General features: G+C 67.1%; 14 protein-coding genes. 12 read left to right on the top strand and 2 right to left on the bottom strand.

The genetic code is table 11. The annotated features are described in order from the left end of the window. Positions 1–42 precede the first annotated feature (42 nt). Positions 43–816, top strand: a complete 774-nt coding sequence (locus G154_RS08610; RefSeq protein WP_023985002.1) for a 1-acyl-sn-glycerol-3-phosphate acyltransferase — start codon at positions 43–45, stop codon at positions 814–816. A 117-nt stretch (positions 817–933) separates the two neighbouring features. Beyond that, positions 934–1,746 carry a Cof-type HAD-IIB family hydrolase gene (locus tag G154_RS08605; RefSeq protein WP_019512436.1) on the top strand — a complete coding sequence of 271 codons (813 nt, stop codon included), beginning with the start codon at positions 934–936 and terminating at the stop codon, positions 1,744–1,746. On the opposite strand, the gene G154_RS08600 is transcribed toward G154_RS08605, so the two are convergent. Next, positions 1,741–3,333: an N-acetylmuramoyl-L-alanine amidase gene (locus G154_RS08600; RefSeq protein WP_023985001.1), complete on the bottom strand. Its 1,593-nt coding sequence runs from the start codon at positions 3,331–3,333 to the stop codon at positions 1,741–1,743. The two genes, G154_RS08605 and G154_RS08600, sit on opposite strands and share 6 nt — an antisense overlap. Positions 3,334–3,452: 119 nt before the next feature. Beyond that, entirely contained in the window at positions 3,453–4,463 is a 1,011-nt protein-coding gene (locus tag G154_RS08595; RefSeq protein ID WP_023985000.1) for a hypothetical protein, read from the bottom strand. Between the two features lie 242 nt (positions 4,464–4,705). Between G154_RS08595 and glf the strand changes: the two genes are divergently transcribed. The 10 genes from glf to G154_RS08545 all read left to right on the top strand — a co-directional run bounded on the left by glf (position 4,706) and on the right by G154_RS08545 (position 16,045). Continuing rightward, positions 4,706–5,935, top strand: coding sequence for a UDP-galactopyranose mutase (glf, locus tag G154_RS08590; RefSeq protein ID WP_023984999.1), 1,230 nt, complete (start codon positions 4,706–4,708; stop codon positions 5,933–5,935). After that, positions 5,932–7,869: a glycosyltransferase gene (locus G154_RS08585; protein WP_019510940.1), complete on the top strand. Its 1,938-nt coding sequence runs from the start codon at positions 5,932–5,934 to the stop codon at positions 7,867–7,869. The genes glf and G154_RS08585 overlap by 4 nt, the downstream gene beginning before the upstream one ends. Position 7,870: 1 nt before the next feature. After that, on the top strand, positions 7,871–8,407 hold the full coding sequence (locus tag G154_RS08580) for a phosphatase PAP2 family protein (protein ID WP_019510939.1): 537 nt from the start codon (positions 7,871–7,873) through the stop codon (positions 8,405–8,407). After that, a complete protein-coding gene (locus G154_RS08575) occupies positions 8,404–9,324 on the top strand; it encodes a decaprenyl-phosphate phosphoribosyltransferase (RefSeq protein ID WP_019510938.1) in 921 nt (306 codons plus the stop codon). The genes G154_RS08580 and G154_RS08575 overlap by 4 nt, the downstream gene beginning before the upstream one ends. Before the next feature lie 46 nt (positions 9,325–9,370). Then, the gene (gene zomB / locus G154_RS08570; RefSeq protein ID WP_019510937.1) at positions 9,371–11,275 is read left to right on the top strand and encodes a flagellar motor control protein ZomB; all 1,905 of its coding nucleotides are present in this window, start codon (positions 9,371–9,373) and stop codon (positions 11,273–11,275) included. Between the two features lie 187 nt (positions 11,276–11,462). Next, positions 11,463–12,377: an esterase family protein gene (locus G154_RS08565; protein WP_019510936.1), complete on the top strand. Its 915-nt coding sequence runs from the start codon at positions 11,463–11,465 to the stop codon at positions 12,375–12,377. Between the two features lie 77 nt (positions 12,378–12,454). Next, positions 12,455–13,456 (top strand): esterase family protein, encoded by a 1,002-nt coding sequence (locus tag G154_RS08560; protein WP_019510935.1) that lies wholly within the window; start codon positions 12,455–12,457, stop codon positions 13,454–13,456. Between the two features lie 109 nt (positions 13,457–13,565). Beyond that, positions 13,566–14,453 carry an esterase family protein gene (locus tag G154_RS08555; protein WP_019510934.1) on the top strand — a complete coding sequence of 296 codons (888 nt, stop codon included), beginning with the start codon at positions 13,566–13,568 and terminating at the stop codon, positions 14,451–14,453. A 51-nt stretch (positions 14,454–14,504) separates the two neighbouring features. Beyond that, a complete protein-coding gene (locus G154_RS08550; protein WP_234713168.1) occupies positions 14,505–15,002 on the top strand; it encodes a DUF732 domain-containing protein in 498 nt (165 codons plus the stop codon). Between the two features lie 32 nt (positions 15,003–15,034). Further along, a complete protein-coding gene (locus G154_RS08545) occupies positions 15,035–16,045 on the top strand; it encodes a cutinase family protein (protein WP_019510932.1) in 1,011 nt (336 codons plus the stop codon). Positions 16,046–16,194: the final 149 nt, after the last annotated feature.

Here is a 16,194-nt window from a genome sequence, read left to right as displayed (position 1 = left end):
CTCTTCCGCCTCGGCGCACAGCGAGTGGCTACGCTTACTCCCGTGGAGCCGGTATACGGGACTGTCATTCAAGCCGCCCGCCTGGTGTGGCGGTTGCAGGGCTTGAAGTTCACTGTCACCGGGGTGGAGAACCTGCCGGTCACCGGTGGTGCGGTGATTGCGGTCAACCACACCAGCTACTTCGATTTCACCTTCGCCGGTCTGCCCGCCTACAAACAGGGGCGCGGCCGGAAGGTGCGCTTCATGGCCAAGAAAGAGGTCTTCGATCACAAGATCGGCGGACCCATCATGCGCAAGCTGCGCCATATCGAAGTCGACAGGGACAGCGGGGCCGACTCCTTCACGGCGGCCTGTGCGGCGCTGCGGGCCGGTGAACTGGTGGGCGTCTACCCGGAGGCCACCATCAGCCGCAGCTTCGAGATCAAGGCGCTGAAGTCGGGTGCGGCCCGGATGGCCATCGACGCCGATGTGCCGATCATCCCGCACATCGTCTGGGGAGCCCAGCGCATCTGGACCAAGGGGCATCCCAAGAACATGCGCAGGCCCAAGGTGCCGATCTCGGTCGCGGTGGGGGAGCCGATCTACCCGACGTTGCCGCCGACCGAGCTCACGGCGTTGTTGCGGCACCGCATGCAGCATCTGCTCGAGCAGGTTCAGGATGACTACGGTCCGCATCCGCCCGGCGAGTTCTGGGTGCCGCATCGGCTGGGCGGCGGCGCCCCGACCTTGGCCGAGGCCGACCGGATGGACATGGAGGAAGCTGCCGAGAAGGCGGCCCGGCGCGCGGCGCGGCAACGCGGTGAGTCGCCGGAGTAGGGAAGCCCGCATTCCCACCTATGACGTTCGAGTTTTGAGGATGGCGATGACCGCTGTGTTGCACCGAGACCACCCGTCTCACCCACGCCCCGTCGCGGGTCGGGCGGGGTGCCGGTGATGCTGCCCGCCCTGATCGCCACCGATGTCGACGGCACGCTGCTCGACCAGCACGAACGGGTGACCCCGCGCACGGCCGCCGCGGTCCGTGCGGCGGTCGATGCCGGCGTGCGGTTCGTGCTGGCCACCGGCCGGCCGCCGCGCTGGATCCCGCCGGTCGTCGAGCAGCTCGGTTTCGCGCCGATGTCGGTGTGCGCCAACGGTTCGGTGATCTACGACCCGGCCACCGATCGCATCCTCTCGGCACGCACGCTGTCGGTCGAGGCGCTGGCGCGGCTGGCCGATATCGCGGCAAAGGTGATCCCCGGCGCCGGTCTGGCCGTCGAGCGGGTGGGGCGCAGTGCCCACGATGCGGCGACCCCGCAGTTCGTCAGCTCTCCCGGTTACGAGCACGCCTGGTTGAACCCGGACAACACCGAGGTGTCTCTTGAGGATCTGCTCAGCGCGCCCGCGGTCAAACTGCTGATCCGTAAGGCCGGCGCGCAGTCGGGGGACATGGCTGAGGCGCTGGCACCGTATGTCGGCGGCGAGGGTGACCTGACGTACTCGACGAACAACGGCCTGATCGAGGTGCTTCCGAGCGGTCTGAGCAAGGCCACCGGTGTCGCCGAGGTGGCCGGACCGCTGGGAATCGCGGCAGGCGACATCATCACCTTCGGCGATATGCCCAATGACATCCCGATGTTGCAGTGGGCCGGTCTCGGGGTGGCGATGGGTAACGCGCATCCAGACGCCAAGGCGGCGGCCGACGAAGTCACAACCCCCAACACCGAAGACGGGCTGGCCCGCGTCCTGGAACGCTGGTGGTTATAGCTTTCCGGCGCTGATCGGGGTGAATCGCTCCAGCTGTACCGGTGAATGCTCGGTGGCCGGAACTTCGTGGGGGACACCGTCGATGACCCGGGTGACGGTGCCGTTCTCACGGTCGAAGTTCAGCGTTCCGTGCTGGAAGTTCTGTTTGATCCACAGCGGTTCCTCGATCTCGCCGCTGGTCGGCAGGCCCAGCGCACCGCGTTCGAATCCCAGTGTGCCCCAAGCATCGTAGATGGCGCCGGTGACCGGCTGGGCGCCCGATTCGGGGGACCAGTACATCGCTCCGTGGTCGAAGGTGGCGTAACGGGCGGTTCCGAAGCCGGAGGACTCCGGCGAGGTCGGCATGCCCAGCGGTCCCTTCTCGCTGCCCTCGGACTGCCATTTGGCGAAGATGGCGCCGCCACGTAGTGCGTCGACCAGATCCTGTTGTCCGGGTGGGGCATTGAAACGTGCCGCGATATCGCGCAGCAATCCCATCTGGGCGTAGGCGGCGGCTCCGGGGCATTCGGTGTTGCCGACGTCGCGGTGGGTGAAGATTGTGGGCAGGGTCGGTGTGGCGCCGCGCGGGAACAGGGTGAAGCTGCCGCCCGCAGAGGTCAGCGCGACGGTGCCGCGCGGGTCAACCCGATCCAGGCCCAGTCGCCACCCCAGCAGTCGCCCGGTGGTGCGCAGCTGGATCGGTGTCGGCGGTTCGGCGTTGAAATCGCCGATCATCGCCACACCCCAGGTATCGGTGTTGAATCCGCCGGTGTGGGCGCCCTGCACGGCGCGGTCCATCCCGCCGGCGCGCCCCTCGAAGACCTGCCCGTACCGGTCGACCAGCGCGTTGTAGGCCATATCGCACCAGCCCAGCGTGCGGGCGTGGTACTCGTAGATCGACCGGACGATCGCGGCGGAATCCTCCGGTGTGTAGTCGTTGCTGCCCGCGGTGTGGTGCACCACCCCGGCGCGGATACCGCGGTCATAGATGGGTGCGCCGCAGCGTAGCGACTCGTCGGCTCCCCACTGCGCCCGCGAGATGATCTGCGGCGCCTGGCCCGGCACGGTGACCGCCGCGGGCGGCGGGATCTGGATGTCGACCGGCGCCTCGGGCGGGCTGATGAGGACGGCGTTGACGTTCTGCGGCAGTGGGTGTGCGACGTTGGCCGGGATGTAGCCCAGGTCCGGCGCCGGTTTCGGCTCCGGCGCGGGAGTGTGGGTGACCGCGATCTGCACCGCATGGGTCCGGCCGACGAAAACCGGTTCGGTACCGTGCGTGGCCTGTGCGTCGGGGCCGATACCGTCGAGCGCTTCGGCGGTGTACCAGGGGCCCCAGCTGCCGTCGGCGCGTTGCGCCCGGACCCGGGCGCTGGTGCCCTCGAGATCCTCTGCCGTCAGCGCCACCAGCGAAAACGGGGCGTCTTGCCGGATCTCGCGAATCGTCTCACCGGTACCCAGATCGCGTAGCGGTTGTTGGGTGATGGCGGTCGCCGGTGTTTTCGTGGCTGCATCGTCCCCGGGGAGGCCGGTGATGGCCCACGGCAGGATCGCGACCGTACCGAGCACTGCGGACAGCAGTAGCGACGGTGTTGGACGGCGACGCGGCACAAGCAGATGTTACGTATGTGCTTGGTGTTACCAGTGTTGCGACACGCCTGCACATAACGGCACCGCAGAGCCCACGCTGGCTTCTGCGGTGCCGTCAGGTGACAGGCTTTGCGGGCCGATTACGCTCCGGCGGCCGATGCTGCTGCCGCGGCAGCACCCGTGGCGGCCTCTGCCGCGCCGAGTGCCGGCGCCGCTGCGGCCGGGGCGGCCGCCGCTGCGGGAGCGGCTGCCGGAGCCGCGCTCTTGACCGCCGACATGATCGCCGGCATCACCATGCCCTTGAGCAGGTCGATCGCTTGCCCGGCGCCGAGCTGTTCAGCGGCGCTGTTGAGGGTGCCCAGCAGTCCGCCGCTACCGGGAGCGGCGATCGGCGCCGCCAGCGACGGGTCGGCTCCGAGGATCGGGTAGGTACCGGCCATCGGATCCAGGCCGATCGGCGCGGCGATCGGGATCTCGCCCGGCAGTCCCACGCCGCCGAGACCCGGATCGGTCAGGCCCACGGGGCTGGTCAGACCGGGGGCGGTCAGCGAGGTCGGCGAAAGCGCGCCCGGTGACAGCGACGGTCCGGCAGCGCCGACCGGCGGAATGCTCAAACCGGGTGTGCTGAGCTCCGGCGTGGTCAAACCAGGCGTCGTCAACCCCGGGGTTGTGAGCCCCGGTGTCGTCAGACCGGGCGTGGTCAGCTCCGGAGTGGTCAGACCGGGCGTGGTCAGACCGGGTGTCGTCAGACCGGGCGTGGTCAGTTCGGGGGTTGTCAGGCCCGGGGTGGTGAGCCCCGGTGCGGTCAGGCCCGGAGTGGTCAGCCCCGGCGAGGTGAGGCCCGGCGAGGTCAGACCGGGGGAGGCCAAACCGGGGGAGGTCAGCGTCGGGCTCGCCGCCGATGCACCGGACAGCAGGCCGGTGGGGATCGGGGGCATGTTGACGCCGAACTGCGACAGGCCCTGCGATAGCGCCGAGAACAGCTCCATCGGCAGGTCGGTGATCATCGCGGCGTGCACGAACTCGCGATGCTGCGGTTCCTTCGCCTCGGACATCTCGGATACGGCGGCAATGGCAACTGGACTTGCGACGGCCAGGGCGGCGACTGCGCTCATGGCTGTCGAGAGCTTGCGTCGACGTCGGTTCGGCACGGAAGTCTCCTCAATACATGGACTACGTGTGTTTTTCGGGTGTTGCTCGGGTGACACGTTTGGCGTTGCGACGGTTCTCGTGCCCCGGTAACCGTCGAGCTGCCAACGCGTTTGATGGTACTGCTGTGACTAGTGGGTCTAGAGTGACGATGCGGAATCGTGAGCGAATCGCGACCTGCCGTTCGACCGGGCGCGTCACACGTTTCGGGTCGGCGGGGCCCGGTCGGATACCCTTGCTGCCGATGACCGATCAATCTCCTGGCCTGGCCTCCGACCGCTTTGACCTCATCATCGTGGGATCCGGATTCTTCGGCCTGACGATCGCCGAGCGCGCGGCCACCCAGCTCGGCAAGCGCGTGCTCGTCGTCGAACGACGCTCCCATATAGGAGGTAACGCGTACTCGGAGGCGGACCCCGACACCGGTATCGAGATCCACCGGTACGGCGCGCACCTCTTCCACACGTCCAACAAGCGGGTGTGGGACTACGTACGCAACTTCACCGACTTCACCGGCTACCAGCACCGGGTGTTCGCCCTGCATGCCGGCCAGGCCTACCAGTTCCCGATGGGACTCGGTCTGGTGTCGCAGTTCTTCGGGCGGTACTTCAGCCCCGACGAGGCGCGCGCGCTGATCAAGGAGCAGGCCGCCGAGATAGCCACCGCCGATGCGCAGAACCTGGAAGAGAAGGCGATCTCGCTGATCGGCCGCCCGCTCTACGAGGCGTTCGTCAAGCACTACACGGCCAAGCAGTGGCAGACCGACCCCGCCGAGTTGCCCGCCGCCATCATCAATCGGCTGCCGGTGCGCTACAACTTCGACAACAGGTATTTCAACGACACCTATGAGGGGCTGCCGGTCGACGGTTACACCGCCTGGCTGCAGAACATGGCGGCCGACGAGCGTATCGAGGTGCGACTGGACACCGACTGGTTCGACGTCCGCGACGAGCTCAGAGCTCAGAGCCCGGCTGCCCCGGTGGTCTACACCGGCCCGGTGGATCGCTACTTCGACTATGTCGACGGCCGCCTCGGCTGGCGCACGCTGGACTTCGAGACCGAGGTTCTCCCCACCGGTGATTTCCAGGGCACACCCGTCATGAACTACAACGACGCCGACGTGCCGTTCACCCGCATCCACGAGTTCCGGCACTTCCATCCCGAGCGGGATTATCCGAGCGACAAGACGGTGATCATGCGGGAGTTCTCCCGCTTCGCCGAGGCCGATGACGAGCCGTACTACCCGATCAACACCGATGTCGACCGGCGTCTGCTGGCCGGATATCGCGAGCGGGCCAAGGCCGAGACCGCGACGGCCAACGTGCTCTTCGGCGGACGGCTGGGCACCTATCAGTACCTCGACATGCACATGGCGATCGCCAGCGCGCTCAACATGTACGACAACATTCTGGCGCCGCACCTGCGCGACGGTGCTGCGCTGAACGCCAACGACGAAGGCAGCAACCCATCATGAGCGACATCCCATCCGGAGCACTGGACTCGACCGAGTCGCGTGCGGTGAGCCTGCTGTCGCGGATCATCCTGCCGCGACCCGGCGAACCCCTCGATGTCCGCAAGCTCTACATCGAGGAATCCGAGACCAACGCCCGGCGTGCGCACGCGCCGTCCCGCACCACCCTGGAGATCGGCGCCGAGTCGGAGGTGTCGTTCGCCACCTACTTCAACGCCTTCCCGGCCAGCTACTGGCGGCGTTGGTCGATTCTGCAGTCGGTGGTGCTGCGCGTCGAACTGACCGGTACTGCTCGCATCGACCTCTACCGGTCCAAGGCCACCGGCGCTCGGATCACCGTCGGCGGCACCGAGGCGTCCAGTGTCGGTGAGGCGCCCGCGGTCATCGAGTTCGAGGTCGAACTCGCCCCGTTCGAGGACGGCGGTTGGATCTGGTTCGACATCACCACCGACACCGCGGTGACGGTGCACAGCGCCGGCTGGTACGCCCCGGTCCAGGCGCCCGGCCGGGCCGATGTGGCCATCGGCATCCCGACCTTCAACCGCCCGGCCGACTGCGTGAGCGCGCTGGCCGCGCTGACATCGGATCCGTTGGTCGACAAGGTGATCAGCACGGTCATCGTCTCCGATCAGGGCAACAACAAGGCCAAGGACCATCCCGGATTCGCGGCCGCGGCGGACGCACTCGGTGACCGCTTGATGATTCGCTACCAGCCCAACCTCGGCGGGTCCGGGGGCTACAGCCGGGTCATGTACGAGGCGTTGAAGAACACCGAGTGTGAGCAGATCCTGTTCATGGACGACGATATCCGCGTCGAGCCGGACTCCATCCTGCGGGCACTGGCCTTCAACCGGTTCGCCAAGGTACCGACGCTGGTCGGCGGGCAGATGCTCAACCTGCAGGAGCCCAGCCACTTGCACGTCATGGGCGAGATGATCGACGCCGAGAACTTCATGTGGACCGGCGCAGTCAACACCGAATACGACCACAACTTCGCCAAGTACCCGCTGAACTCCGAGGAGCACGAGCGCAGCCGGATGCTGCACCGCCGCATCGATGTCGACTACAACGGCTGGTGGATGTGCATGATCCCGCGCACGGTGGCCCAGGAATTGGGCCAGCCGCTGCCGCTGTTCATCAAGTGGGACGACTCGGAGTACGGGCTGCGCGCGAGCGAACACGGCTATCCGACGGTCACGCTGCCGGGTGCGGCCATCTGGCACATGGCCTGGAGCGACAAGGACGATGCCATCGATTGGCAGGCGTATTTCCACCTGCGCAACCGGCTGGTGGTGGCGGCCCTGCACTGGGACGGCAAGATCGGTGGTCTTGTTGCCAGCCATCTCAAGGCGACGCTGAAACACCTGCTCTGCCTTGAATACTCGACGGTGGCCATCCAGAACAAGGCGATGGACGATTTCCTCGCCGGGCCCGACCACATCTTCTCGATCCTGGAATCCGCGTTGCCGGAAGTCCGCGCCATGCGGCAGCATTTCCCGGACGCCGTGGTGCTGGAGAGTGCCACCGCGTTGCCTGCCCCGTCGGACAAGAGGTGGCGCAAGAAGGTCGCCATCCCGACCAACCCGGTGTCCATCGTGTCCCGGTTGACACGCGGTGTGGCCCATCAGCTCTCACCCCACGATCCGGCGCACCACGTGCGCCCACAGATCAACGTCGCCACCCAGGACGCCCGGTGGTTCTCGCTGTGCACGGTCGACGGGGTCACCGTGACCACCGCCGACGGTCGCGGCGTGGTGTACCGGCAGCGCGACCGGGAGAAGATGTTCGGGCTGCTGCGCGAGTCGCTCAAACGACAACTGCTGTTGGCCCGTAAGTTCGACAGAATGCGCAAGGTGTACCGCGCCGCGCTGCCGGAGCTCACCAGCCCACAGCGCTGGGAGGCCGTCCTGAACCAGTCTGCGCTGGAGCGGGCCTGAGGTGGCTGCGGATCTGGCGCCCGAAGAGGCGGCGCTCGTCGCGGTTCAGTCCGCGTTGGCCGGTCGTCCCGGGGTATTGGCGACCGCGCGAACCCTTTCGCACTTCGGTGAGCACAGCGCGGGTTGGGTCGGCGTCTCCGTGTTGGGAGCCGTGCTGCAGCCACAGCGCCGCCGCGCCTGGCTCACCGCAGGTATCGGCGCGTTCGCCGCGCACGCGGCCGCGGTGGTGATCAAGCGGGTCGTCAAGCGCAAACGTCCGCACCATCCGGCCATCGCGGTCAACGTCGGCACCCCGAGCAAGCTGAGTTTCCCCTCGGCACACGCCACGTCGACCACCGCCGCGGCCATCCTGTTGGGTCGCGTCACCGGACTCCCGTTGCCGTGGCTGCTGATTCCGCCGATGGCGCTGTCGCGCCTGGTCCTCGGCGTGCACTACCCGACCGACGTGTTGACCGGAGTTGTGGTCGGCACGGCTGTCGCAAGAACCGTGGACGCTGTCGCGGACCGCACGGCGGGCCGAAAGGAATCAGGACTGTGAGCGAAGAACCGCACCCGACTCACGCGCCGCCGAAGAACCTGGCGGCGGGAATCGTCAAGGCGCTGCGCCCGCGTCAATGGGTGAAGAACGTCTTGGTTTTCGCCGCCCCGGTGGCCGCCCTCGGCGATGACCGGTTCGTCGTCGACGATTATCGCGACGTCCTGGTCAAGGTGCTGGTGGCCTTCGTGGTGTTCAGCCTGGCCGCCTCGTCGGTGTACCTGGTCAACGATGCACGCGACGTGGAAGCCGACCGGGCGCATCCCACCAAACGGTTCCGTCCGATCGCGGCCGGTGTGGTTCCCGAATCCCTTGCCTACATCCTGGCCGTCGTGCTCGGGGTGGCCGCCCTGGTCATCTCCTGGTTCGTCTCGGCCAACCTCGCCGTGGTGATCGGCGTCTACATCGTCATCCAGCTGGCCTACTGTTTCGGGCTCAAACACCAGCCGGTCATCGACATCTGCATCGTGTCCTCGGGGTTCCTGATCCGGGCCATCGCGGGCGGTGTGGCCGCGGGAATTCAACTCTCGCAGTGGTTCCTGCTGGTGATGGCCTTCGGGTCGTTGTTCATGGCGGCCGGTAAGCGGTACGCCGAGCTGCAACTGGCCGAGCGCACGGGTGCCAAGATCCGCAAGTCGCTGGAGAGCTACACCAGCGGATACCTGCGCTTCGTGTGGACGCTGGCCGCCACCGCGGTGGTGCTGTGCTATGCCCTGTTCGCCTTCGAGCGCGACGGCGGATCGGCATCGTGGTGGGCCATCTCGATCATCCCGTTCACCATCGCGATCCTGCGCTATGCGGTCGACATCGACGGCGGGCACGCCGGCGAACCCGAGGAGATCGCCCTTGGCGATCGGGTGCTGCAGGTGCTCGCCCTGGCCTTGATCGGTACCGTCGGTGCGGCTGCCTACTTCAGTTGATCGGTTCGCCTCGGCGACCGCCGCACGGCTGAGCAACAGGCCGGTCGTGCGCTACAGCGCCCCGGTTCGGGCCAGCCTGTGGCTGTCGGTCTTGGTGGTGGCCGTGCTGTTCGGCTGGGGTGCCTGGCAGCGCCGCTGGATGGCCGACGACGGTCTGATCGTCCTGCGCACGGTGCGGAACCTCTTGGCAGGCAATGGGCCGGTCTTCAACGTCGGTGAGCGCGTCGAGTCCAACACCTCGACGTTGTGGACCTACCTGATCACCGCGACCAGTTGGGTCGCCGGTCCGGTACGGCTGGAGTACGTCGCACTTGCGCTCGCGCTGGGCCTCAGCGTGGCAGGCGTGGTGCTGGTGATGCTGGGCACCGCCCGGTTGTACGCACCGGTGCTCGTCGGCCGGCGAGCGTTGCTCCTACCCGCCGGTGCACTGGTCTACATCGCGGTCCCGCCGGCGCGGGATTTCGCGTCATCGGGCCTGGAAAACGGACTGGTGTTGGCCTATATCGGCCTGCTGTGGTGGTTGATGGTGCGCTGGGCGCAGGCCCGGGCGCACACCGGTGCCGGCTTGACGGCCGTATTGGCCTTCGTCGCTGGCCTGAGCGTGCTGGTCCGCCCGGAGCTGGCGCTGGTCGGCGGTGTCGCACTGGTGATGATGGTGCTGGCCGCGCCGGGCCGCGGACGACGGTTGCTGATCATCGGGGCGGGCGGTGCACTTCCGGTGGCCTACCAGATCTTCCGGATGGGCTACTACGGACTGTTGGTGCCCCAGACCGCGGTGGCCAAGGACGCCTCGGGCGCGAAATGGAGCCAGGGCCTGCTCTACCTCGGCAACTTCAACGCGCCGTATCTGCTGTGGATCCCGCTGGTGCTCCTGGTCGCGCTCGCGGTAGTGCTCGTTCTCGTGCTGATCCGTGACCGGGCGCCGCAACCCGCATCCGAGCCGACCACATCTCGGCTTGCTCGGCTGGTCCAGAATCCCACCGCCGTGGTCGTTTTCGTGGTCGTCAGCGGAATCATCCAGGCGGTCTACTGGGTGCGCCAAGGTGGCGACTTCATGCACGGCCGCGTCCTGCTGACCGCGCTGTTCCTGATACTGGCACCGGTGGCCGTGGTGCCGATCACGGTGCCCGAGCGCGCCGGGGCGGTGCGGCGCTCGGTGTATCTGCTGACGGGTTCGGCGAGCCTGCTGTGGCTCGGCGTCGCGGGATGGGCGCTGTGGGCAGCGAATTCGCCGGGCATGGGGGCCGACGCCACCCGGGTCACCTACTCCGGAATCGTCGACGAACGCCGGTTCTACGCTCAGGCCACCGGGCACGCTCACCCGCTGACCGCCGCGGATTACCTGGATTACCCCCGGATGCGCGCAGTGCTCGTCGCACTGCGCAACACACCCGACGGCGCACTGCTGCTGCCCTCGGGCAACTACGACGTCTGGGATGTCGTCCCGGCCATTCCGCCGCCGCCGGACAAGCCGCGTCCGCCGGGCGAAACCGGGCCGCACACAGTCTTTTTCACCAACATGGGCATGCTCGGGATGAATGTCGGGCTCGATGTGCGGGTGATCGACCAGATCGGTCTGACCAATCCGTTGGCCGCGCACACCGAGCGCTTGGAGGACGCCCGGATAGGGCACGACAAGAACCTCTTCCCGGACTGGGCGGTGGCCGAGGGGCCCTTCCTCAAACAGCGCCCCTACATCCCGCAGTACCTCGACGAGGATTGGATCGCCCAGGCCGAGGTCGCCCTGAGGTGCCCCGACACCGAGGCGATCCTGACCTCGGTGCGCGGACCGATGGGACCACGCCGGTTCCTCTCCAACTTCTTCCACGCGATGGAGTTCGGCAGCTACCGCATCGACCGCGTTCCGCTCTACGAGCTGTACCGCTGCAAGCTGGATGCTCCTCCGCCGAAGACGCCCCCGTACACCGGTTTGCCCGCCACCGGACCGTGACCCAGCTAACAAGGGTTTTGCAGCTGCGGTAACGCCGCGGTTATGTTGGGCCGATAGATGAGCGAGGCCCCTAACGCCCGCAACGCGCCACCACCTGGTGACTCGGTGGGTGGCGTCACCGCTGAGATGGACGGATAGACACAGCATGCGTAGGACCCTGACTCTGCTCTCGCGTGCGCTGGCCACGATGGTCGCGCTCGCCACCGTGGCCGCGGTGCCCGCGCCGACGGCTGCGGCCTTCTCCAGGGAAGGCCTGCCGGTGGAGTACCTCGACGTGTTCTCCACCGCCATGAACCGCAACATCCGGGTCCAGTTCCAGCCGGGCGGGCCGAATGCGGTCTACCTCCTCGACGGGCTGCGGGCCCAGGACGACTACAACGGTTGGGATATCAACACCCCGGCCTTCGAGTGGTTCCACGATTCGGGCCTGTCGGTGGTGATGCCGGTGGGCGGACAGTCCAGCTTCTACAGCGACTGGTACTCCCCGTCGTCGTTCAACAGCCAGCAGTACACCTACAAATGGGAGACGTTCCTCACCAGCGAGCTTCCGCAGTGGTTGGCGGCCGAGAAGCAGGTCTCGCCCGCCGGTAACGGTGTGGTCGGCCTGTCGATGGCCGGCGGCGCGGCACTGATCCTCGCTGCCTACCATCCGAACCAATTCCGTTATGCGGCATCGCTGTCGGGATTCCTCAACCCGTCGACCGCCTTCATGAAGCAGGCGATCCGGGTCGCCATGCTCGATGCCGGCGGCTACAACGTCGACAACATGTGGGGACCGCCCTGGGATCCGGCGTGGAAGCGCAACGACCCCGTCGAGCAGGTCGGCAAGCTGGTGGCCGCTGGCACTCGGCTGTGGATTTACTGTGCGCCAGGCGGTTCCACGCCGCTGGACGTCAACGGTGACCCGGCCCAGAAGTTCAACGCCGACAGCCTGGAGGGCCTGGCGATCGGCAGCAACAAGAAGTTCCAAGAGCGCTACACCGCCGCCGGCGGAACCAATGCGACCTTCGAATTCCCTGCGGCGGGCAATCATTCGTGGGTGTACTGGGGTGCCCAATTGCAAGCGCTCAAGCCGGATCTGATCGCCACCCTCGTTCGCTGAGCGGGACATCCCAGCCAATTGTGGTTGACTACACGGGCCTTCGAGTCCGGGCCACAACAGACGGGATCCCAATACATATGACTTTCGCCGAGTGGATGCGCGGTGCCACCCGCAAAGTGACCATCGCGGCCGCCGCGGCCGCGGTGTTGCCGGGTCTGGTGAGCGCCGTCGGCGACTCGGCGACTGCCGCCGCCTTCTCGCGGCCGGGTCTCGCGGTGGAGTATCTGGACGTGCCGTCGGCCGGGATGGGCCGAGATATCCGCATCCAGTTCCAGAGCGGCGGCGAGAATGCGCCCGCGGTCTACCTGCTCGACGGTCTGCGCGCCCAGGATGACTTCAACGGCTGGGATATCAACACCGCGGCATTCGAGTGGTACGACAACTCCGGCCTCTCGGTGGTCATGCCCGTCGGCGGCCAGTCCAGCTTCTACTCCGACTGGTACAAGCCGGCCAAGGGCAAGACCGGCACCTACACCTACAAGTGGGAGACCTTCCTCACCCAGGAATTGCCTGCCTGGCTGCAGTCCAACAAGGCCGTCAAGCCGACTGGTAGCGCCGTGGTCGGGCTGTCGATGGCCGGCTCGGCGGCGTTGACACTGGCCATCTACCACCCCCAGCAGTTCCCCTACGCCGCGTCGCTGTCCGGCTTTCTGAACCTGTCCGAGGGCTGGTGGCCGATGTTGGTGGGACTGTCGATGGGTGATGCCGGCGGATTCAAGTCCGAGGACATGTGGGGCCCGTCCAGCGATCCGGCCTGGAAGCGCAACGATCCGTACGTCAACATCGACAAGCTGATCGCCAACAACACCCGCATCTGGATCTTCTGCGGCAACGGCAAACCGTCGGACCTCGACGCCGGCGCCAGCGCGGGCAACCTCTTCAACGCGAAGTTCCTCGAGGGATTCACGCTGCGGACCAACAAGACCTTCCGCGACACCTACCTGGCCAACGGTGGTAGCAACGGTGTGTTCAACTTCCCGGAGAACGGCACCCACAGCTGGGGCTACTGGGGCTCGCAGTTGCAGGCCATGAAGCCCGACATCCAGCGGGTGTTGGGCGCGGCGCCCGCCGCCGGGTAGGTCCCGCACCCCGGGTCGTTGCCGGTCGTTGCGCCGCCCGCCGCTGTGGTGATGTGATTCACTACAACGCGGCGGCGGGGCAAACACACGATCGAAGACGAGGTGGGACATGAGGCTGCAGGCTCTTGCGTATGCGGTGCTGATGGCGCTGGGCCTGTGGACGGTGTCGGCAACGACGGAACCGGCCGCGCGTGCCGACGGCGTCGAGTACCTGATGGTTCCCTCCGCGGCCATGGGCCGAGCCATCCCGGTGGCATTTCAGGGCGGCGGGCCGCATGCGGTCTTCCTGCTCGATGCCTTCAACGCCGCACCCGATGTCAGCAACTGGGTGACCGCGGGCAACGCGATGAACACCCTGGCGGGCAAGGGCATCTCGGTGGCCGCTCCGGCCGGTGGGGCCTGGAGCCTCTACACCAACTGGGAGCAGGACGGTTCCAAGCAGTGGGAGACCTTCCTGGCCACCGAGCTGCCGGACTGGCTGGCCGCCAACAAGGGACTGGCCCCCAGTGGGCACGGTGTCGTCGGCGCCTCGCAGGGCGGTACCGGTGCGCTGATGCTGGCCACCTTCCACCCGGACCGGTTCCGCTATGCCGGCTCGCTCTCGGGTTTCCTGACCCCCTCGCGCACCTTCGAGAACGGCGCAATCACCGCAGGGATGGCGCAGTACGGCGGGGTGGACACCCAGCGGATGTGGGGTCCGGTGCAGTTCGGCCGGTGGAAGTGGCATGACCCGGATGTGCACGCCCAGCTGTTGGTGGACAACAACACCCGGCTGTGGGTCTTCAGCCCGCAGACCACGACCTGCAGCGACCCGGTCGCGATGATCAACGATTGCGCGCAGGCCCAAGGCAGCAACCGCACCTTCTACTCCCACTACCGCGCCATCGGCGGACGCAACGGGCATTTCGACTTCCCGGTCGACGGCCAGCACGACTGGGGTAGCTGGGCCGGTCAGCTCGCGGCCCTGTCCGGTGACCTGGCAGCGGCCATCCGCTGACGGTTTCATCACGTTCGATGGCACCGGCCGAACAGCCGGTACCGTGGAATGGTGCAGCGCAACGGACGGCTCAGTGCGGGTCTGGCAAAGTGGCCGACCCTGCGGCGGACGCCCCTGCTGCTGGCCGTGGCGGCGATGGCGGTCGGAGCCCTCTCGTGCGGTTGTACCGCAGGGGACACCACGTTGGCCTCGGTCGGTATGCCCGCCGAGGAGTCCTCGATGGCCCGCACCGACGGGATGATGGGTGCGACCCGCTCGGGTGGGCCCAGCGAGCACCTGACGGTGACGCCTCGCCAACAGTCCTATCTGGATGCCCTCGTCGACTCCGGGGTGCACCCGTCCGATGACCTGATGGCGCTGAGCATCGGCGCCTATGTCTGCCAGGCGCGGGCGGCCAAACAGTCCGAGCAGGCGGTGTGGGATTTCGTGCTGCCACTGGTGCGCAACGATCTGCATGACGCCCATTCCAGTTCGATGACGCCGGAGGTCGGTGACGTCGACGCCGCGACCGCTGACTACATTCGCATCGCAACCGAACGGCTCTGCTGAGGCAGCGCACAGACCTCTGGAGTTGATGACGCATGGCCAACAACAGCCGACGCAAGCGGCACCGCATCCTGGCCCTGGCTGCCGCGGCGGCGGTCGCAGTCCTGGTGGCGGTCGTGGTCGCCGGTGTCGTGGTGTGGCTGCGCCAGCCGGATACTCCGCCGCTGGCCACCCCGGGGCAGCCGACCGATGTGCCGACCGCGGTACCGCCGACCGGCAAGCCGCGGCCGGAGTTCCAGGATGCGAGCTGCCCGGATGTCCAGTTGGTGTCGATACCCGGTACCTGGGAGTCGTCACGTCAGCTCGATCCGCTCAACCCGGTGCAGTTCCCGATCGCGCTGCTGCTGAATGTCACCAACCCGCTGCGCGCCGAGTTCGGCACCGACCGCGTCGAGATCTATACGGTCCCCTACACCGCTCAGTTCCACAATCCGTTCTCGGCGGACGGTCAGATGTCCTACAACGACAGCCGCGCCGAGGGTAAGGACGCCGCGGTGCGGGCGATCACCGATATGAACAATCGCTGCCCGCTGACCAGCTACGTCCTGGTCGGCTTTTCCCAGGGCGCGGTGATCGCCGGCGATCTGGCCAGCGATATCGGCAACGGCCGCGGGCCGGTCGACCAGGATCTGGTGCTCGGGGTGACGCTGATCGCCGACGGCCGCCGCCAGGAGGGGGTCGGGCAGAACCTGCAGCCCAACGCCCCGGGCCAGGGTGCCGAGATCACCCTGCACGAGGTGCCGATGCTCGCGGCGATGGGCCTGGCGATGACCGGGCCGCGCGACGGTGGATTCGGGGAGTTGGACAACCGGACCTATCAGATCTGCGCCAACGGCGACCTGATCTGCGCGGCACCGGAATCCGCGTTCTCGATCGCGAACCTGCCTGCGACGATCAACGCCCTGCTCGGAAGCACGGCGGGGCCTGTACACGCGCTGTACAACACCCCTCAGTTCTGGCAGATGGACGGTAGGACTTCTACCCAGTGGACGCTGGGCTGGGCACGCGATCTGTTGCAGAACGCGCCGGAGCCCAAGCACGGTTGAGCTGAGATACCAGCCGGGCCATATCCCCGTCGCTTCGCTCGACCGATAGCCGACTCGCCGGTAACCAGATTTGGCCTGCGCGAATCGAACAATTAACATTAAGAGAAAACTAAGAGTGGCGTGTCGTCGGGCGCAGGCTCGAACACGCT

Origin of the sequence: Mycobacterium sp. VKM Ac-1816D, from assembly GCF_000416385.1 — a bacterium.
Taxonomy (GTDB): Bacteria; Actinomycetota; Actinomycetes; order Mycobacteriales; family Mycobacteriaceae; genus Mycobacterium; species Mycobacterium neoaurum_A.
Note: the sequence above shows the minus strand (reverse complement) of the source record. Positions and strands in the feature narration are given on the sequence as shown.

Bases quoted from the DNA above. Each gene is read 5' to 3' on its own strand.
- G154_RS08605 (WP_019512436.1), top strand. From the start codon at position 934: ATGCTGCCCGCCCTGATCGCCACCGATGTCGACGGCACGCTGCTCGAC.
- glf (WP_023984999.1), top strand. From the start codon at position 4,706: ATGACCGATCAATCTCCTGGCCTGGCCTCCGACCGCTTTGACCTCATC.
- G154_RS08585 (WP_019510940.1), top strand. From the start codon at position 5,932: ATGAGCGACATCCCATCCGGAGCACTGGACTCGACCGAGTCGCGTGCG.
- G154_RS08565 (WP_019510936.1), top strand. From the start codon at position 11,463: ATGGTCGCGCTCGCCACCGTGGCCGCGGTGCCCGCGCCGACGGCTGCG.
- G154_RS08560 (WP_019510935.1), top strand. From the start codon at position 12,455: ATGACTTTCGCCGAGTGGATGCGCGGTGCCACCCGCAAAGTGACCATC.
- G154_RS08555 (WP_019510934.1), top strand. From the start codon at position 13,566: ATGAGGCTGCAGGCTCTTGCGTATGCGGTGCTGATGGCGCTGGGCCTG.
- G154_RS08545 (WP_019510932.1), top strand. From the start codon at position 15,035: ATGGCCAACAACAGCCGACGCAAGCGGCACCGCATCCTGGCCCTGGCT.